The sequence below is a fragment of the Bacteroides sp. AF25-38AC genome (genome assembly GCF_003602995.1).
GTDB classification, from domain to species: domain Bacteria; phylum Bacteroidota; class Bacteroidia; order Bacteroidales; family Bacteroidaceae; genus Bacteroides; species Bacteroides uniformis.
This window is the reverse complement of sequence record NZ_QTMD01000010.1, coordinates 46,319-65,808: the sequence shown is the minus strand read 5'-3', so window position 1 is coordinate 65,808 and position 19,490 is coordinate 46,319. Positions and strand designations below refer to the sequence as shown.

General features: G+C 51.4%; 17 protein-coding genes and 1 tRNA gene. 8 read left to right on the top strand and 10 right to left on the bottom strand.

The window, feature by feature from the left end; translation table 11 throughout:
* Positions 1-7: 7 nt before the first annotated feature.
* Positions 8-754, bottom strand: coding sequence for a FadR/GntR family transcriptional regulator (locus DWY55_RS08835; protein WP_005829254.1), 747 nt, complete (start codon positions 752-754; stop codon positions 8-10).
* 335 nt (positions 755-1,089) lie between these two features.
* Positions 1,090-1,162, bottom strand: a tRNA-Gly gene (locus DWY55_RS08830).
* Positions 1,163-1,303: 141 nt separating this feature from the next.
* On the opposite strand from DWY55_RS08830, the gene cobU reads away from it, so the two are divergent.
* Genes cobU through cobC form a run of 4 tightly spaced genes read left to right on the top strand, consistent with a single transcriptional unit; the run spans position 1,304 to position 4,193 of the window.
* Positions 1,304-1,825, top strand: a complete 522-nt coding sequence (gene cobU, locus DWY55_RS08825; protein ID WP_008663490.1) for a bifunctional adenosylcobinamide kinase/adenosylcobinamide-phosphate guanylyltransferase — start codon at positions 1,304-1,306, stop codon at positions 1,823-1,825.
* 30 nt (positions 1,826-1,855) lie between these two features.
* Positions 1,856-2,893, top strand: a complete 1,038-nt coding sequence (cobT, locus tag DWY55_RS08820; RefSeq protein WP_008663488.1) for a nicotinate-nucleotide--dimethylbenzimidazole phosphoribosyltransferase — start codon at positions 1,856-1,858, stop codon at positions 2,891-2,893.
* Position 2,894: 1 nt separating this feature from the next.
* On the top strand, positions 2,895-3,638 hold the full coding sequence (cobS, locus tag DWY55_RS08815) for an adenosylcobinamide-GDP ribazoletransferase (RefSeq protein ID WP_117878122.1): 744 nt from the start codon (positions 2,895-2,897) through the stop codon (positions 3,636-3,638).
* Between the two features lie 15 nt (positions 3,639-3,653).
* Positions 3,654-4,193: an alpha-ribazole phosphatase gene (gene cobC / locus DWY55_RS08810; RefSeq protein ID WP_117878124.1), complete on the top strand. Its 540-nt coding sequence runs from the start codon at positions 3,654-3,656 to the stop codon at positions 4,191-4,193.
* Here cobC and DWY55_RS08805 read toward each other — a convergent pair.
* From DWY55_RS08805 to DWY55_RS08785, 5 genes are all read right to left on the bottom strand, one after another.
* The gene (locus tag DWY55_RS08805) at positions 4,174-6,135 is read right to left on the bottom strand and encodes a sensor histidine kinase (RefSeq protein WP_117878126.1); all 1,962 of its coding nucleotides are present in this window, start codon (positions 6,133-6,135) and stop codon (positions 4,174-4,176) included. The two genes, cobC and DWY55_RS08805, sit on opposite strands and share 20 nt — an antisense overlap.
* A complete protein-coding gene (locus DWY55_RS08800; protein WP_117878128.1) occupies positions 6,132-8,012 on the bottom strand; it encodes a sensor histidine kinase in 1,881 nt (626 codons plus the stop codon). The genes DWY55_RS08805 and DWY55_RS08800 overlap by 4 nt, the downstream gene beginning before the upstream one ends.
* 109 nt (positions 8,013-8,121) lie before the next feature.
* Entirely contained in the window at positions 8,122-9,090 is a 969-nt protein-coding gene (gene cbiB / locus DWY55_RS08795) for an adenosylcobinamide-phosphate synthase CbiB (protein WP_008663475.1), read from the bottom strand.
* A 3-nt stretch (positions 9,091-9,093) separates the two neighbouring features.
* Entirely contained in the window at positions 9,094-10,128 is a 1,035-nt protein-coding gene (locus DWY55_RS08790) for a threonine-phosphate decarboxylase (RefSeq protein ID WP_008663473.1), read from the bottom strand.
* On the bottom strand, positions 10,121-11,638 hold the full coding sequence (locus tag DWY55_RS08785; RefSeq protein WP_172679927.1) for a cobyric acid synthase: 1,518 nt from the start codon (positions 11,636-11,638) through the stop codon (positions 10,121-10,123). Before DWY55_RS08785 ends, DWY55_RS08790 begins: the two co-directional genes overlap by 8 nt.
* A 177-nt stretch (positions 11,639-11,815) precedes the next feature.
* On the opposite strand from DWY55_RS08785, the gene DWY55_RS08780 reads away from it, so the two are divergent.
* From DWY55_RS08780 to pncB, 4 genes are all read left to right on the top strand, one after another.
* Positions 11,816-13,243 carry a TolC family protein gene (locus tag DWY55_RS08780; RefSeq protein ID WP_008663462.1) on the top strand — a complete coding sequence of 476 codons (1,428 nt, stop codon included), beginning with the start codon at positions 11,816-11,818 and terminating at the stop codon, positions 13,241-13,243.
* A gap of 12 nt (positions 13,244-13,255) precedes the next feature.
* Positions 13,256-14,251: an HlyD family secretion protein gene (locus DWY55_RS08775; protein ID WP_008663461.1), complete on the top strand. Its 996-nt coding sequence runs from the start codon at positions 13,256-13,258 to the stop codon at positions 14,249-14,251.
* The gene (locus DWY55_RS08770) at positions 14,248-16,638 is read left to right on the top strand and encodes an ABC transporter permease (protein ID WP_044467831.1); all 2,391 of its coding nucleotides are present in this window, start codon (positions 14,248-14,250) and stop codon (positions 16,636-16,638) included. The genes DWY55_RS08775 and DWY55_RS08770 overlap by 4 nt, the downstream gene beginning before the upstream one ends.
* A 240-nt stretch (positions 16,639-16,878) precedes the next feature.
* Positions 16,879-18,063: a nicotinate phosphoribosyltransferase gene (gene pncB, locus DWY55_RS08760; RefSeq protein ID WP_005829296.1), complete on the top strand. Its 1,185-nt coding sequence runs from the start codon at positions 16,879-16,881 to the stop codon at positions 18,061-18,063.
* Between the two features lie 31 nt (positions 18,064-18,094).
* On the opposite strand, the gene DWY55_RS08755 is transcribed toward pncB, so the two are convergent.
* From DWY55_RS08755 to DWY55_RS08745, 3 genes are read right to left on the bottom strand one after another with little or no spacing between them, the layout of a single operon-like run.
* Entirely contained in the window at positions 18,095-18,667 is a 573-nt protein-coding gene (locus tag DWY55_RS08755; protein ID WP_008663456.1) for a cob(I)yrinic acid a,c-diamide adenosyltransferase, read from the bottom strand.
* Between the two features lie 3 nt (positions 18,668-18,670).
* Positions 18,671-19,264 (bottom strand): zeta toxin family protein, encoded by a 594-nt coding sequence (locus DWY55_RS08750; RefSeq protein ID WP_005829300.1) that lies wholly within the window; start codon positions 19,262-19,264, stop codon positions 18,671-18,673.
* Positions 19,264-19,461, bottom strand: coding sequence for a hypothetical protein (locus DWY55_RS08745; protein ID WP_005836934.1), 198 nt, complete (start codon positions 19,459-19,461; stop codon positions 19,264-19,266). Before DWY55_RS08745 ends, DWY55_RS08750 begins: the two co-directional genes overlap by 1 nt.
* Between the last annotated feature and the right edge of the window lie 29 nt (positions 19,462-19,490).

Sequence of the window (19,490 nt, the reverse complement as noted above, 5' to 3'; positions counted from 1 at the left end):
CATATTTTTATTGTGATTGACCCTTATTCTGTTCTCCTAACACTGCCCTATCATAAATCAGCTTCTTATAGACATAAAAGTGTTGCTCGATAGCATTTCTGTAGCCCATTTCATCCTTATTCTTGATAAAGTTCAATAAATCGGTGTGAGTTACAATCTTTCCCTTTTTCTCCAGTTCTATATTTATAGCTTCCACCCGTTCCCTCAAATTGGTTTTTACAAAGTTCATAACCGGATGAATGATGCTTTGGAACTGTACAATCGTCTTATTCCCCGTTATTTCGTATAGTTTTGAATGGAAAGTATATTCGCTGAGATTGGCATATTCGTTGTTCCCCAATGCAACGCCTGCATTAACAATCTCTTCCAGTTCCATAATATCCTGCTCTTTAATATTATGAAATATGTCACTACTGATTCCTATCTCCAAGGCAACCCTGAATCCCAAAAGATCGAGAAGTGATTCCTGGCTCATAATACGGGGATCAACCACTCTCTTCATTCCCCCTAAGATGAAAGGCTCAGTTAATATCATTCCACGACGTGTACGGCTTTCAATCATTCCCATCATTTTCAGACGGCTAAGAGCTTCCCGAAGAACACTACGAGCTACCCCCAACGCTGACGACAACTCAATTTCGTTAGGGATAGAATCACCCACTTTCAAGTCCTGACTTCTGAAATAATTCAATAACTTGTCTTCCACTTGGTCTACCAAAGTAATCGACTGCCCATCAATTTTTAAGTTTTCCATATATTAAATCGTGTTATTATTAGTCCTATTAGTATTATTTGTCAGACAAATAAATGGATAATTTTTAATAAAAGCAACATATAAAGAATATATTATTTCTTCTTTTATATTTATTAACTTTTAAAGTGTTGCATTTTTGCAAATTTACTATTCACGATGTAATATATGTTTCGGCTATATTACATATGCGAACAAACAATAAGAAAAACAGAAAAAGGGGAAAAACAATATAAGTGCAGCTTAAAAAATAGTTTAGAAGAATTATTAATACCTGAGAATGAATGTTCTTAAAAAAGAAAAAGACTGAATAACTAAGTATTCAGCCTTTTATAAAGAGCGGCAAGCGAGACTCGAACTCGTGACCCTCAGCTTGGGAAGCTGATGCTCTACCAACTGAGCTACTGCCGCATAAACATTTCCAAGGTCATGCCTTAAAAACGGTGGCAAAGTTAATAAATTACTTCCTAAAAAAACAAACGTTTCGTCAAATATTTCTTATTTTTGCTCGGGAAAACAAAGATATTCTTTCAAAATACAGACTAAATACCAATGAAACGAATCATACTCATCACCGGAGGAGCACGTTCCGGCAAAAGCACCTATGCGGAAAAGCTGGCACTCGAGCTCTCTCCCACTCCCGTTTATCTTGCCACAGCACGCATCTGGGACGAAGAATTCCGCCAGAGGGTAATCCGGCATCAGGAACGCCGAGGGCCGGAATGGACAAACATCGAAGAGGAGAAAGAACTCAGCCGCCACCGGCTGGAGGGGCGGGTCGTCCTGATAGACTGCATCACCCTGTGGTGTACCAACTTTTTCTTCGACCTGCATTCAGATACCGACCGGGCACTTGCCGCTGCCAAGGCGGAATTCGACTGCTTCACGGCACAAGACGCAACCTTCATCTTTGTAACCAATGAAATAGGTATGGGAGGAACTTCCGAGAACGAACTGCAACGAAAGTTCACGGACATGCAAGGCTGGATGAACCAATATGTAGCCGCCCGTGCCGACGAAGTGATACTGATGGTATCCGGCATCCCACTTACCGTAAAAAACACTCATTCATAAAACAACAAACAACTAAAATTCAACAGACTGATGAAAACATTTCATATCACCCGCCCGGACGAGTCAATCCGTCCTGCATTGATTGACAAAATCAACAACCTGACCAAACCCAAAGGCTCATTGGGCATTTTAGAAGAACTGGCACTCCAAATCGGACTCATACAACAGACATTATCCCCCGCCTTGAAACATCCGCAAAACATTATCTTCGCCGCCGACCACGGCATTGTAGAAGAAGGTGTCAGTCTCTCTCCGAAGGAAATCACCTGGCAGCAAATCAGTAACTTCCTTCATGGAGGGGCAGGTGTCAACTTCCTCTGCCGGCAGCACGGCTTTACCCTGAAAATAGTAGATGCAGGAGTAGACTACGACCTCCCCTACAAGAAAGGCATCATCAATATGAAAGTACGTAAAAGCACCCGGAGTTATCTGCACGAGGCAGCCATGACGGAGGAGGAAATGGAGATGTGCCTGGAACGGGGTGCCGAGGTGGTGCACCAATGCCATGAAGAAGGCAGCAATGTCCTCAGTTTCGGTGAAATGGGTATCGGAAACACCTCTTCATCCTCCTTGTGGATGACCTGCTTTACCGGTATTCCTCTGGAACAATGTGTCGGCGCAGGCAGCGGACTCGACAGCGCGGGCATCCGCCACAAATACGAAGTGTTGAAGCAGTCTATGGAGAACTACAAGGGCGACGGCTCTCCCCGGGACATCATCCGCTACTTTGGCGGACTGGAAATGGTAATGGCCATAGGCGCCATGCTGCAAGCTGCCGAGCTGAGGATGATTATCCTTGTTGACGGATTCATCATGACCAACTGCCTGCTTGCCGCCGCCAGGCTCTACCCGGAAGTGACGGATTACGCCATCTTCGGACACTGCGGAGACGAGTCGGGCCACAAACTGGTGCTCGACGCCCTGCATGCCCGTCCGCTGCTGAATCTGGGGCTGCGTTTGGGAGAAGGAACAGGGGCCATCTGTGCATATCCCATTGTCGACTCGGCCGTGCGGATGCTCAATGAAATGGATAACTTTGCACATGCCTCCATCACTAAATACTTTTAACATGAACAATGTCTTGGCTGCATTCATAATGCTCACCCGACTGCCCTTCTGGAAAATCAAGGAAGTGCCGGCAGAGTGTTTCAAGCATGTGGTTCCCTATTGGCCGCTTGTAGGCTGGCTGACGGGAGGCGTGATGGCAGCAGTGCTGTGGCTTGCCGGACAGATTATGCCGGTGTCATTGGCATGGATTCTTGCCCTCATCGCACGCCTGCTTGTCACCGGTTGCCTGCACGAAGACGGACTGGCGGACTTTTTCGACGGCTTTGGTGGCGGCACCACCCGAGAACGGACTCTTGCCATCATGAAGGATTCCCACATCGGAAGCTACGGTGTCATCGGATTGATATGCTATTTCCTGCTGTTGCTCCAACTTCATCACCTGCCACTGGGACTTCTCTGCATCCTTGTGCTCAGCGGTGACTGCTGGTCCAAGTTCTGTGCCTCCCAGATTGTCAACTACCTGCCCTATGCCCGGAAAGAGGAAGACAGCAAAAGCAAAACCGTCTACAACCGCATGAGTCGGCACGAGTTACTGGCCGGATTTCTTTGCGGCCTGCTTCCTTTCGTACTGCTGCTGCCTATAAAACTGTGGATTGCCACCCTCTTCCCACTGCTCACCTTCTTCCTGCTCTACCGATTGATGAAGCGACGCCTGCAAGGATATACGGGGGACTGCTGCGGGGCCACTTTCCTGCTATGCGAACTGTCCTTCTACTTGGGAAGCCTTATCCTAATTATAAATTAAAACCAAAAATTAAAGATGGAAGTAATACTCATTCGACACACTTCGGTAGATGTTCCTCCGGGCGTATGCTACGGACAGACCGATGTTCCCCTGAAACCCACGTTTGAAGCGGAAGCCGCCGTGACAGCAGAAAACCTGAAGGCATACCTTCCGTTCGACCACGTCTACACCAGTCCCCTGACCCGCTGCGTGCGCCTCGCCACCTATTGCGGCTATCCCGATGCAGAACGGGACAAACGGATTATGGAAATCAATTTTGGTGACTGGGAGATGAAGCCGTTCGAGCAGAATGAAGACCCACGCTTGCAGGAATGGTATGCCGACTACATGAACGTGGCAGCTACCGGTGGAGAGTCCTTTGCCATGCAATACCGACGTGTCGGCCAGTTTCTGGACGAGTTGAGGAAGAAGCCCTATACACGCGTTGCCATCTTCGCACATGGCGGCGTACTCATCTGCGCGCAACTCTATGCCGGAATCCTCAAAGCCGAAGAAGCCTTCGACGCATTGACGCCCTACGGCGGCATCGTCCGCATCAATCTCGACAAGGAATAGTGAACGAAATAGTAGGGCCTTCCTCCGCTTCGGTTTGCACCTTGTAGATACCTCCAAAATAATGAATAAAATGGGCATTGATTTCATGGCGAATCAAGCTCGTTTTATTCTCAAAATGTACCTTTGCAAACGGGGCGTTGACCACATCGAAATAGAGGGCCGACCTAGTGCGGTCCCGTCTGATGCGGATAATCGCCTCATAACGGGAAGTGTCATTCTCTGACGGAGTCAGCAGGCTGAAAAGCAATGTATCGAACCACTTCCGGTCCGTCCTTGCAAGCTGTTCCTTGAGGTCGGTCTGCAGGCTGACAGACACGGTGCTCTCCTCACGGCCGTTCACTTTATCCAGCACCTCACTGCACAACCGAATAATGTCACACTCCTCGTCCTCATACTGAATCTTGCCGGACTCCAGGCGGGACAACTCCAGAATGCTGTTGACATAATTCAGCAGGCTCTCCGCATTGGTCTGAATCATCTGTCCGTACTCCCTCTTAGTCTCCTTATCCAGCTCCTCTTTCCCGGTCAGCAATTCGGCAAAGCCCACCACCACACTCAGCGGGGTACGTATATCATGGCTGATTTCCGATTTCAGACGTTCCTTCGCGATGTTGTCCGTCTCTGCCTGCAAAGCGGCTTCAGCCGTCTTCTTCTCTACGACAGCAATCTTTCCGGAGACATAGCGCGTATACAGATAGAAAAGCAGCATCAGCAGCAGACAGACGCCCAGGAGTATAAATCCTATACGGTAATTCATGTCCTGAATCTTCTGCTTCTCCAACAACAGCTCGTCAATGTGGTAAATCTCCTTCACCTGCTTCAACTGGTTGGCCGAGAAGGCATTGTTCAGCGAATCCTGCTTGCGTATGAGGTAGCGCCGGGTCTCGATGGCCCCGTCAATGTCCCCCTTGTCATATTGCGTACTCGCCTTGTAGTTTATCAAAGTGGCAAAGGTGGAGACGTAGTTGTTCAGTACCGTAGGGGTCACCTCGTCTATCAATGCGATGCTTTTGTCATACTCATCGGTCTTGGCATAATATTGAAGCTGTATCAACTGGACATTCAGCCAGAAGACGGGATCTACATGCGGTTCAAGCAGTTTCTTTACTTTCTCGATATGCTCGTGCGCCACTGTAAAGTTCTTCCGGTTCATGTAGTGCAGGATATACTTCACTTCGCAGTCAATCTCGAAATTGCTCCAGTTCTTCCTTGTCTCGGGTTCTTTGGAAATAACCGTCTGCAACGTCATGTCCATTTCATGCAAATAGGGCAGCTTCAGGCTGTCTTTACCGCCATTGCCGTATACCTGGGCAATACGCGACAGTATATCCACTTTCAGGCTGGTCTTTGTCTGGGGAGAGAAATTCCGGTAAGCCTCCAAGAAAGCGTCCAGTGCCTCATTCGGGCGGCTGGACACTCCGTAGGCACACCCCAGACTGTTATACGCCGCTATCATCCCGTTATTGCTATGGCGGAGTTTTGATTCCTCCAACGTCTCCTTAGCCACATACACCGCTTTCTCTATCTGTCTCTTGGAAGCCAGGGCGCGGCTGATGGCAGCCTTCTGCTCCAGATAATAATCGTAAGTGCCTACCTGGGAGACAAAATCCTTCAGCACATCCACCCAATACGACAGACTGTCCGGGTCGTGTTTCTTGTCATAACATGCCGCCAGATAGTAAGCGCCCATATTCTCATAGAAAGCGTTCTTCTGCCGCCGCGCCTCCTCGTACAGACGGGTGGAAAAAGTCATGTTATAGGGAGCATACTGGTGCTTGTAGGCCATGTCACGGAGATACGTCAGCCGGACAAGGGTGGCCGGCAGGGTATCGGCAACCTTCAGGATGCTGTCCTGATACCGGACAGCCCCCGTGTCTTCTGCCAGCAGCGGACAGATATATCCGCAAAACAAAACATGGATGAGAATCAGTATTCGTTTCATTGCGCCGTTCCTCCGTGTAATGCGGGATTATACTTCAAAGGATGCGTAAAACAGAAACGCGCGCCACGGGTGTACCCACTGTCCACCCACAGCTTGCCGTTCATATATTTCACAATCAGTTGGCAGATGGAAAGACCCAGTCCGCTTCCCTGCACAAAATCATTCAGCTTTTCAAAGCGTTCAAAAATCAAGTGCTGCTTTTCCGGTGGAATGCCACATCCGGTATCCGTCACGGAGAAAAGTGCCGTACCGGCATCAGCCATCTTCAGTTCCAGCACGATGGAGCCTTGTTCCGTAAACTTGGCGGCATTCACCAGCAGGTTTATCAAGACTTGGCGGAGGCGCGCATCGTCCGTATCCAGCATCAGGACGGACAAATCCGTGTCAAAACGCATTTCAACCTCCAGCTTGCGCGAGGCCATCACGGTCTCCACGACCTCATTACACAACTTCACGGCATCATGCGTGCGGATGTTGAAGGTTATATTGTCATTCTCGAAATCCGAGAAATCCAGAATGTCATTGATAAGTTTCAGCAACTGAAAGGAATTCACCTTGATAATTTCGGAGAACTCCCGGCGCGATTCGTCATCGAACGACTCGTCCTCATCCGTCAGTACCGCCGAGAATCCGACAATGGCATTCAGCGGCGTACGTACCTCATGGCTCATGTTCGAAAGAAACATATTCTTCCGTTGTATGGCTTGCACCGCTTTCTCCTTCATCGCCTCCTGCCGCATCTGGGAACGCTTCAAACGGAATATCTTCTTCCAGCCCAGCACCAGGAGGAATATCAGAAACAGTACGGACACAATGATGCCTGCCAGATAGAAACGCATGGATACAATGCGGTCGCGTTCGTTCTGGTAGGCCAGTTGATCGGCCTGGAAACGGGTACAGAGCCGGTCTATCTCCTTGGGATAGTTCTTCTCGAACGAAGTCTTGATATACGAAAAGACCTTGCCGTACTGTCCGTAGGCTTCTTCCTTGTTCCCCATCTTCACCAGTAAATCCGCCTTTTCGAGCAGAGCTTCCTTGTAGATATTATGGTTTATCCGGGCATATTCGGTTTGAAGGAAATCATTGTAGGCGGTCAAGGCTGCCTCATGCGCTCCGGTGGCCACCAGATAACGGGCATCTATAATCAGAAGGTATTGCCGTATCTCCGGAATCAGTTGCGCTTCAAGCTGGCCTATCTGTGCCAAACAATGGCTGGCGGCCTTCAAGTCACCCTTGAATAATTGGCAGGAAGCATTGGAGATGTGACGCATGGCCAGCTCCAGCGGAGAAAGCCGGTCTTCCGGATAGAGGTTCAGACGTGCAAGATAACGCGAGGCACCGTTTACATTCCGTATGCGCAGGTTATAATCTATCAGTTCCACCAGTAGCATGCGGATATGCACATCCTCCCCGTCCATCCCATCCAGCAGTCTCAAAGACTCTTCGTAAGCGGCACCGGCTTCCCGAAGCCTGCCGGTATAGCTGTACACCTCTCCCATGGCATTCAGCGCCAGGGCATTGCCGAAGGGGTAGGCAAGCGCGCGGGCTTTGGAGTACATCTGGTCGCTCTGGGCAATGGCCATACGGATTTCTCCACGGAAAAGGGAGGATTTTATAAGTATCCTTTCCAGTTCGAAATAGGTGTAATAGCGCTGGGATTCATCCAATTGGGACAAAAGGCCGTCGGCATTCAGCGAGTCACACTCCTCCCGGGTCAGATAGTCGAAACCGAGGCTGTTGTGAAAAGTGGAGATGACCTCATGGACTATACTTTCCTTTTCTTTAGTCCAAGAATCCGCTTTATCTGTTGTCGATGCAATTATTGTGCTCCCGAACCAAATAAAGAAAAGGAATATATATAGTTGCTTTATCCTCATTTATAAGACTTTGTCTGCTTTAAAAGTTACATTTTTTAATGCAACGCGGTCTTGCAAAGATATTATATCTTTTTGGAACGGACAAAGAATCAGTTAAAATAACAACATTTTAAAAACAAAAGGAAGCCAAGGTCGATGTCACTATTACGGCAACCACCATCCACCACTCCACACGCCGGTTGATGCGGACAGCCACACGCATATCTTCTGTCTTCAGAGGCCGTTCATTAGAACCGATATAAGGTTTCCATACCTCCTCGCCGAAATAGTTGTGCGGACCTCCGAAACGGCAGTCCAGAATACCGGCAAGGGCGGCTTCCGGATAACCGGAATTGGGACTGGCATGCTGGCTGCCATATCTGCCCACAAAAGCAAACAAGGAAAGGCGACCGGAAACCAGTACCATCAGAAAGGCTGTCAGACGGGCGGGAATATAATTGGCAACATCATCCAAACGGGCAGCAAAACAGCCGAACCGACGATAGCGTTCATTCTTGTAGCCGACCATGGAATCCAGCGTGTTCACCATCTTATAGGCAAGCATGCCCGGAACTCCCAACAGCAGATACCAGAACAAGGGGGCAACTACCCCGTCACTCAAATTCTCTGCCAAAGTCTCCAATGCCGCGGTTCTCACCTCCTGCGCCGAGAGTGCAGACGTATCACGCCCTACGATACGTGCCACTTGCATCCTCCCTTCCTCCAAGGAACGGTCCACCGCCTTGAACACCATACGCACCTCGCGAACCAGCGTAGTGCCCGCCAAGCAATAGAATATCAGCAATATTTGCACCGTCAGAAGCATGCCCGGAGAAAAGAGTGCCGCCAAGCGGAGCAACAAAAGCGTAATGACATATACCCCCAAGACAAGAGACACCGCCACAAACGCACCTTTCAGGAAACACGAATCGCCCCGGTTCAACCGGTGCTCACAGAAAGAAATGGCTTTGCCGAAAGCCACAACCGGATGGGGCAGCCACGCCGGGTCGCCCAGCCAATGGTCGAGCAGCCAGGCAGTGAGAAGCGGCAGGTTCAAGTTGAAGGCGACACCCAAAAGTATAAGTACATCTTCTTCCATCGGTTATTCCTCCTCAAGCCATTGTCCTATTGCTTTTACAAGCCTGTCATTCTCCTCCCGGCTCTGGGCGGCTATACGGAAGAAATGCTCATTCAGTCCGTCGAAGTTGGAGGCGTCCCGAATCAAGATACCATGCTCCCCTGCCAGATAGTCTTTCAAAGCGGAAGCCCTACCCATACGGAGGCACACCAGCATGAAATGGGTTTCGGTGGCCCATACCTCCAGTCCTCCCAATGCCTCGAGCGCACTGCGCAGGCGGGCAGCCTCTTGCAAGTAAGACGCCACATCCAGCGGATTGGGAACATCATGTTCCAGCAGATGGAGCCCTGCCTCAATGGCAAGCTGGTTGACCGACCAGGGCATACGGTTGGTACGCAGACGGTGCAGCAGGTGGGGGGCGCCGGTGACATATCCCAGTCGCAGACCGGGAACGGCATAACGCTTGGTCATGGAGTGCAGCAGCAAGACGTTGGGAAACTCCGCAGCCTCGGCAGCAGAGAAAAGCGGACGCAAGGTGAAAAACTCGTAGGACTGGTCGATGACGAAACAGACCTGCGGATTATGACTGATAAGTGTTGCCAGATATTCCTTCTCCACAACCGTTCCGGTAGGGTTATTGGGATTGCACAGCCACAGCATGCGCACCTCTTCCGGCAAGCGATACCCCTCGCTCTCCGCAGGAAGCCGGTAGAGGGAAGTGACCCGATGGCCGTGCATGCGGCAGGCATCGGCATATTCACTGAAAGTGGGCTGCACAATGGCGGTGTTTGTCCCGCGGAAAGTCTGTGCGGTAAGATAGATGGCTTCGGTAGCTCCGTTCGTCACGCACACTGCCTCGGCAGGAAGACGGTGGCGGCGGGCAAGGCAGGCCTCAAGCGTGTAAGGCTCCGGTTCGGGATAGTTGCCGATGCCGTCAATCCGGGCACACAGATGCGCCTTCAAGGCAGAGAGGTCTACCCTGTTGTAAACGTTCGAGCTGAAGTTTGCCGTAATGGGACGGCTGTATTTATAGGAATCGTCTCCGTGTCCTTCAATCATGGTTCTTTGTCAATATTTGGTAGATAAGCGGCAGGTTGACGTGGCGGCGCACGTGCTCGGCAAGCCTATCGTATTGTTCTTCTTTGAATGTATGGTAATCGAAAGCGCCGGCATTCCCGGACAGTTTGTCTGCAAAAGGCGCAAGCAGGAAATCTATGAATTCCGGATTGTCGAGAATGCCATGAATATAGGTCCCCATGCAGGTGGAGTCCACGTAGTAACCGTCGGTAGAGCCGTTCTCCAAAAGATTTAGGGGAGAATCGGGGGCGCCTTCCACGGGGGTAGTCACTCCCATATGGATTTCATAGCCCTGCATTAATGGAGAACGGAGAGTGGAAGATGGAGAATGGGGATTGCACAGACCAAACTTCACCTGGCGGGTCACCTTCTCTCCCGACATGCGGGTACTGATGGGCAACAGTCCCAGTCCGGGCAGGCGTTCGATGTCTCCTTCCACATGCTCAGGGTCGAGCACCTCCTGCCCCATCATTTGATAGCCACCGCAGATGCCCATCACGGTGGCACCTTCACGGTGGGCACGGGTGATGGCAGCCGCCACACCGTTACGGCGCAATTCGTAAAGGTCATCAAGTGTGCTCTTGGAGCCGGGCAGCAGGATGACGTCGGCCTTTGCCAGCTCATCCACATTGTTAGTATAGAAGAGATGTACGCGTGGGTCACGTTCCAGGACATTAAAATCGGTGAAGTTACTGAGGTGGCGCAGCAGAATGACGGCGATGTTCACCTTTCCCTTCTCGGCACGGACAGACTTTGCGGCAAGCGCCACGGAGTCTTCTTCTTCAATGTAGATATCACGGTAGTAAGGCACCACCCCGACAACGGGAATGCCGCAAAGCTCCTCCAGCATCGTAATGCCCGACTCGAAGAGACGTATATCCCCCCGGAACTTGTTGATAAGAATTCCTTTAATGCGTTCCCGCTCATGGGGACGAAGCAACATCAGCGAACCATAGACACTGGCAAACACACCGCCACGGTCAATGTCGCCCACAAGAATTACATCGGCTCCGGCATACAGGGCCATCGGCAGATTGACAAGGTCGGTATCCCGCAGATTGATTTCGGAGATGCTTCCCGCGCCTTCCAGCACAACGGGATTATAGCGAGCGGCAAGGCGGTCGTAGGCAGCACAAACCTCCCGGCGCAGCTCGTCGCGTCCTTCCTTGCGGAAATACTCATAAGCATTGCGGTTGCCGATAGGACGCCCGTTGAGGACAACCTGCGAGGTATGGTCCGACTGTGGTTTCAGCAGTAGCGGATTCATGTCCGTGTGGCAAGGCACTCCGGCGGCTTCTGCTTGCACAGCCTGGGCACGGCCTATCTCCAGCCCTTCGGGAGTGGCAAATGAATTGAGCGCCATATTTTGTGCCTTGAACGGTGCGGGCTGATAGCCGTCCTGCTTGAAGATGCGGCAGAAGGCGGCAGCAATGATGCTCTTTCCCACATCACTGCCCGTCCCGGCAAACATAATCGGATGAAGTTTCTCCATAAATTCCATTTTAGCGAATGCAAAGATAGTGCAAATCCGAATATCTCTCCCATTCATAAGCCATATCTTCGGAAACTATTCGTTATATTTGTAACGTTCTATTCAAAAAGATGACTACTGAACAATTCCCACCTCCTCTTGTTTAGAGAAACAAGAACCCCTAAACCGAACGAACTTATGAATAATCTATTATGCCGGAGATTTTTTCCGGCTGCTGCCTGCGTGCTGCTTGCCATCGGTGGAGTGGCCGCACAAACCTCCCTTCCCCTTAGCTTCGGTGATGCCCTAAGGCAGATGCAAAACGGCAACCGCAGCCTGAAAATAGCCGACAAGGGAATTGAAGCCGCCCGTGCGGAACGTGACAAACTGAATGCCCTCTGGTACCCCTCCCTGCAAGGTGCCGGTACGTTCGTGCATCTTTCCGAAAAGATAGAGGTAAAACAGCCCCTTTCCCAGTTCACCGACCCGGCAAAGGACTTTGTGCACAACATCGTGCCGGACGACCAATTCATCAGCAGCATACTCGACCAGATAGGCTCCCATACCCTTGCCTTTCCACTGGCTCCACGCAACCTGACTTCCGTCGGCCTGACCGCCGAATGGGTCGTATTCTCCGGCGGCAAGCGCATCCGGGCCTCGAAGATAGGCAACACCATGATAGACATTGCCCGCGAAAACCGGGGACAGACCGATGCCACGCAACGCACCCTGCTGGCAGAAAGCTACTTCGGGCTGAAACTTGCGCAAGAGGTAGTACGCGTGCGGCAGGAGACTTACAACAGCCTGCAACGCCATTACCAGAATGCCCTTAAACTGGAAGCTGCCGGCATGATAGACAAGGCAGGCCGGCTCTTTGCCCAAGTGAATATGGATGAAGCTGCCCGTTCACTGGAGGCTGCCCGGAAGGAGGCCTCCGTCGTGCAAAGTGCCCTGCGCACCCTGCTCAACCTGCAAGACACATGCAGCATCCATCCTACTTCGGAGCTTTTCATCAACAACCAACTGCCCGCCAAAGAGGAGTTCCTGCAAGCCATGCGGGTGGAGAACTACACCGTGAACCAACTGCAACTGCAGTCACAGATTGCCCGCCAGCAGCTCCGCATCGACCAGAGCGGCTACCTGCCGGACATCGCCGTATTCGGCAAGCAGACCCTCTATGCCCACGGCATACAAAGCAATCTTGTCCCCCGCACCATCGTAGGTGTGGGCTTCACCTGGAACCTGTTCGACGGACTGGCGCGTGAGAAGCGCATCCGCCAGTCGAAGATAGCCCAGCAGACCCTTGCCCTGGGACAAGAAAAAGCCAAAGAAGACCTGAGCGTAGGCATCGACAAGCTCTACACCCAACTGCAAAAGGCACAAGACAACGTACGCGCCTTGAATACCACCATCGAGCTGAGCGAAGAGCTGGTGCGAATCCGCAAGAAATCCTTTGCCGAAGGCATGGCAACCAGTACCGAGGTCGTAGATGCGGAAACGATGCTGGCAACCGTCCGCGTGGCGCGTCTGGCAGCCTATTACGAATATGATGTGGCACTGATGAACCTGCTGGCTATCTGCGGAACGCCGGAACGGTTCGAGAAATATTTCGAGACAACTTATTAAAACCTACCCTTTATGAAAATCAATAATAAAAGCATCAGCATTGCATTCGTCATTATCCTGGCCGCAACGGTCATCATTTCGCTTGCCGGCATGTTACTCATGAACCGGCAGCCCCTGGTCCTGCAAGGACAAGTGGAAGCAACGGAAATACGTATCAGCGGAAAGCTGCCCGGACGTGTGGACTCCTTCCTCGTACAAGAGGGCGACTGGGTGAAGGCAGGCGATACGCTTGTCGTCATCAACAGCCCCACCATCGAAGCCAAATACCGCCAGGTGAATGCCCTGGAGCAGGTGGCCCAGGAGCAGAACAAGAAGATAGACGCCGGTACCCGCCGCCAGATTGTGGCCACCGCCAGGCAACTCTGGAACAAGACGCAGAGCGACCTTGCCCTCGCCAAGACCACTTACCAACGCATTGTAACGCTTTATAAGGACAGTGTCGTCACCTCCCAGCGGCGTGACGAGGTGGAAGCCATGTACAAAGCCGCCCAAGCCGCCGAACGTGCCGCCTACGAGCAATACCAGATGGCCGTGGACGGAGCGCAGAGCGAGGACCGCGCCTCGGCCCGCAGCCTGGTGGAAGCGGCGCGAAGCACTGTCGATGAAGTCTCCTCCCTCCTCGTCGACTCCCGCCTGACTGCTCCCGAAGATGGCCAGATAGCCACCATCTTCCCCAAACGCGGAGAGCTGGTGGCCCCCGGTACTCCCATCATGAGCCTTGTCGTGATGGACGATGCACACGTGGTACTGAACATACGCGAGGACCTGATGCCGCAATTCAAGATGGGAGGCACTTTCCGTGCCGATGTCCCCGCCATCGACGGCAAGGACATTGAATTCCGCATCTACTACATCAGTCCGCTGGGCAGCTTCGCCACCTGGAAATCCACCAAACAGACGGGCAGCTATGACATGCAGACGTTCGAGATACACGCACGTCCCACACAGCAGGTAGAGGGATTGAGACCGGGGATGTCCGTACTCTTAAAAATGAAGAATAAAAAATGAAAGATAAAGAATTTGGCTACGCAATGAAAGCGCTCCGCATGGTTATCCGTCGCGAATGGCACCGCATGACCTCCCGCCGTCTATACCTCGGCGTCTGCGTCGTGCTACCCTTGCTCTGTCTGTTCTTCATGGCCACCATCTTTGGAAACGGACAGATGGAGAACATTCCCGTGGGTATCGTCGACCTGGACAACACTGCCACTTCGCGCAATATCTCCCGGCGCATCTCTGCCGCCCCCACCTTCCGTGTGACGGAGCACTTCACCGACGAAGCCGACGCCCGCCGGGCATTGCAACAGAAGGACATATACGGCTACCTCGTCATCCCGCCCCGCTTCGAACAGAAGGCGGTGACGGGAACTGGCGCAACGCTCACCTATTATTACCACTATGCCCTTCTTTCGGTAGGCAGCGAGCTGATGGCGGCGTTCGAGAATACGCTTGCCCCCGTGGCGCTCTCGCCCATCGTGATGCAGGCCGAAGCTCTGGGAGTCAGCGGAGAACAGATACAGACCTTTCTGCTCCCCGTAGAAGCCAGTACCCATCCCCTCTACAATCCGGACATGGACTACTCCATCTACCTGAGCCAGCCTTTCTTTTTCGTACTGTTCCAGATACTCATCCTGCTCACCACCGTCTACTCCATAGGCAGCGAACTGAAATTCGGCAGCGTCGGCGAATGGCTGGAGACGGCACGAGGCAATATCCTCACTGCCGTAGCAGGGAAACTGCTGCCCTATACCCTCATCTTCTCGTCCATCGGTATCCTGGCAAACTATGTACTGTTCGGCCCGCTACATATCCCCTTCGCTGGCAGTCTGTGGCTGATGAATGCAGTGACCGTGCTCTTCATCATCGCTACCCAGGCATTGGCGGTCTTTATCTATTCTGTCTTTCCCAAGATTGCCTATATCATCAGTGTAGTATCCATGGTGGGGTCGTTGGGGGCTACGCTGTCCGGAGTCACGTTTCCCGTTACAGCCATGTATGCGCCCGTGCATGCGGCCTCCTACCTCTTCCCCGTGCGGCACTTCACGGAGGCGGCACAAGCCATGATTTACTTCGATGCAGGGTTTGCCTACTTCTGGCAGTCGGTAGCTACACTCTTCATCTTCCTATTGGCAGCACTGCTGATACTGCCATTGCTGAAATGGTGGATAAAAAAAGAGATAAGGGAAGAAGCAATCTCCGCCTCCCCATCACCTTGCCCACCTACCGCATTGTCAACAGCTTCCGTCATCCGCCACGAGTGGCATGCCATCGCCACCAATCCCGCCATCCTGCTCGTGCTGGCAGGCGGTATCTTCCTCTACGGACTGCTCTACAACTACATGTACGCCCCCAACCTGGTGCGCAAGGCTCCCGTCGCAGTGGTAGACCTCTCCCACTCCGCCCTCAGCCGCGAATACATCCGACTGCTCGACGCCACTCCCCAGACCGCCGTCTACGGCCAGACACCCAACATCCTCGAAGCCCGCCAATGGATGAAGCAGGGCGACGTGGCAGGCATCCTTTACCTGCCTGCCGACTTCGAGGCACGTGTGGCACGGGGCGAGACTTCGGTCTTCGTACTCTATGCCGCCACGGACGCTTTCCTCAACTTCAAAGGACTGCAAGAATCCAGTGCGCGCGTCATGCTTGCCGTGAACGATGCCCACCGCATGGAGGGCACCGTATTCCTACCTCCGCAAGGACTGCTGGCAGTGGCTTCGTCCGCTCCCGTCAGCGTGTCCGGCACGGCGCTCTACAACTATACAGAGGGCTACGGTTCCTATCTGATTCCCGCCGTCCTAATTGTCATCATCTTCCAGACGATGCTGATGGTGATTGCCATGCTGACGGGCGAGGAAGCGGAAGCCCGAAGAAAAGGAATACGGCTGATGCGTGCCGACTCATTGAAGGATACATTACGGATTGTCGGAGGCAGGACCTTCGTATACTTCATGCTCTACGTGGTGTTTTCCCTATTCCTGCTGGGACTGTTGCCGCACCTGTTCAGCATCCCACACATCGGCAGCGGAGGAGACATCGTCACAATGATGATACCCTTCCTGCTGGGCACGAGTTTCCTTGCCCTGGCCGTCTCCCGCTGGTTTACAGACTCCGAAGCGCCGTTGCTGATGATAGCCTTCTTCTCTGTGGGCTATATCTTCCTTTCGGGCGTGTCCTATCCGCTGGAGCTGATGCCGTGGTATTGGCAGACAGCCCACTATCTGTTTCCGGCAGGTCCTGCCGTACTTGCTTTTGTAAAACTGAATTCAATGGGTGGAACGCTGGCCGACGTATGGCCGCAGATGCTGACGATGTGGATACAAGTATTGGTCTATGGAACTTTGGCGCTCTGCACTACACGCCACCTCTACGGAGAAGGAAAAGTGAAGGCATAAAAAAAGGCTATCTATCCCAGACAGCCAATCTTTTGTTAACCTTAAATCTAATACTATGAAAAACACATTGCAAATATACGGACTTCCCCGAAATATCCAAAATTTCTGTCCATGACGGTCTCATTTATAACATGGTTTAATAGGAATATGCCGTTGTTAACAGATAGAGGCTGATCAAATAAGAAATTTTCACTATCTTCATCCCCAAAATCGAACATCATAACTAAAGAATATTTTGCCATGATTCATACCATACTCGATACAGACCTTTACAAATTCACCACCTCGTATGCCTACATCAAATTGTTTCCCTATGCCATGGGCACTTTCAGCTTCAAGGACAGAGACGACACCGCCTATACGGACACGTTTCTGAAGGAACTGCAAGAGGCGGTGGACAGCCTGGCACAGACCGTACTTACTGCCGAAGAGCTGGAATACATGACCCGCCACTGCCGTTTCCTGCCGAGGGTCTATTGGGAGTGGCTCTCCTCCTTCCGCTTCCAGCCGGAGAAGGTAAGCATCCATCTGGACGAGGACCGGCACCTGAACATTGAAATCACGGACTATCTGTACAAGGCCACCCTTTACGAAGTCCCCCTGCTTTCTATCGTATCCGAAATAAAGAACCGTTCTTTGGGAAACGTGGCCGACATGGACGGCATACTCTGCAAACTGTCCGAAAAGGTGGCACTCTCCAACCGACACCAGCTGTATTTTTCAGAGTTCGGCACCCGGAGACGCTTCTCGTTCGAGGTACAGGACAAAGTCATAGACCGTCTGAAGGAAGCCGCCGAATACTGTACCGGGACTTCCAACTGCCACTTCGCCATGAAATACGGCATGAAGCCTATGGGGACGCATCCGCATGAATGGTTCATGTTCCACGGCGCACAGTTCGGCTACAAACACGCCAACTACATGGCCTTGGAAAACTGGGTGAACGTGTACGACGGTGACTTGGGCATCGCACTGTCCGATACCTATACCTCCGGCATTTTCTTAAGTAACCTGAGCCGCAAGCAGGCCAAACTATTCGACGGTGTACGCTGCGACTCCGGCGATGAATTCGATTTCACCGACAAGCTCGTTGCCCGCTACCGCGAACTGGGCATCGACCCTACCACTAAAACCATCGTCTTCAGCAATGCGCTCGATTTTGGCAAGGCACTCGACATCCAGGAGCATTGCAGGGGCAAAATCCGCTGTTCCTTCGGCATCGGCACCAATCTGACGAATGATACCGGATTCAAGCCCTCCAACATCGTAATGAAACTGACGCAATGCAAGATGAACGTCAACCAGGAATGGCGCGAATGCGTGAAGCTGTCCGACGATGCAGGAAAGCATATCGGCAGCGAAGCGGAAGTACGGGCATGTCTGTATGATTTAAGGCTCGGACAGCAAATAGAACCCCTATGCTGAAAACAGCTTCCCGGCGGTTAGCGATAAGTGCTTACAGTCTTTTCCTTTTGTAGGCAAACTCTTGCCATTTCTCCTCCGGCCAGTCCTGCCGCTGCATCTCCATGCGGGCCATGACGAAGAACAAGTCCGAAAGGCGGTTGATGAAGCGCAGAATATCCTCGTTCACAGGGTCTTGGCGATGGAGTGTCCACAAACGGCGTTCGGCACGGCGGGCCACGGTACGGGCAAACTGCAGTTGGGCTGATATGGGAGTGCCACCAGGCAAAAGGAAGTAGCCGTTGTCCGTCATCAGCAGGACGGTCATGGCATCCATCTCCTGCTCACAGCGCAGCGTGAGCTCTGCGGCAGAAAGCGGATTAGGGTTCACCACTCCCGAGGGAGTGGCCACATGGCTCATCACCACCATCAGTTCCCGCTGGACAGCATGCAGCAACTCCTGCCATCCATCTTCTGCCGCCAGCATGGAGCGCACGATACCAATCACGGCATTCAATTCATCAAGGCATCCGTTTGCCTCGATACGGATGTCATCTTTCGGCACACGCGCGCCACCATGAATACCCGTTGTTCCTTTGTCTCCAGTTTTGGTATAGACTCTTTTCATTCTCTATTTGATAAGGAACTGTGCCCACTGCGGGATTTCCTCTACATATTGTTTGAAGAGGGTCCCGTTTACAGTGCGGAACAATAATCGAGGAATTTGATTTTCTATTGAATTATCGTAGACATATACCCTATCAACCAAGGATATTGCTTTGCCTATATTCAATAACGATTTATAATAACGGGAAATAATTTTGGAAATGGGAACTTCATGCCCTCCATTCAAATAGCGCTGTGTAATACGCCGTACATTTATCTCAGGATTATTTGTACAGACAAAAAAAATGCGAATAAAAAATCCTGCTTTTTTTGCTTCTTCAACAAATGCAAGTTTTTCGTCTGAGGAAAAGACTGTTTCAAATACAAAATCTTGCCTTTTCCTTAAACACTCATAACGCATTTTAGTCGCCAATTCTGCTGCCTTCAATACTGCAACGGGAGAATTCCAATCACCATATTGTTCTTGCGCTATATTATCAGGATTAATGTAAAGGCTATTTTCTGCCCATTCATTATGAAGCAGTTGCACTGTCGTAGAAGTTTTACCCGAACCATTCGGACCAGCTACTATACAAAGTGTCGGATTTTTTTCGTTCATCACATGGATATATCACTTACATTTTTAGCTCTATATGCTTTCAATTTTTCTCTCACCTCTTGCATTCTCCGCTCCAATTCTCTTTTTGCCTTGCGAGAACTTTCACGGGCCGCAACAGCCACTTGTTCCATCAAAGCATGCAGTTGTTCATCAGTAGGGTCTTCCAAAGAAGACAAGCGATAAGTATTCAGTTTCATAATCATAATATATTTAAATGAAAACAAAG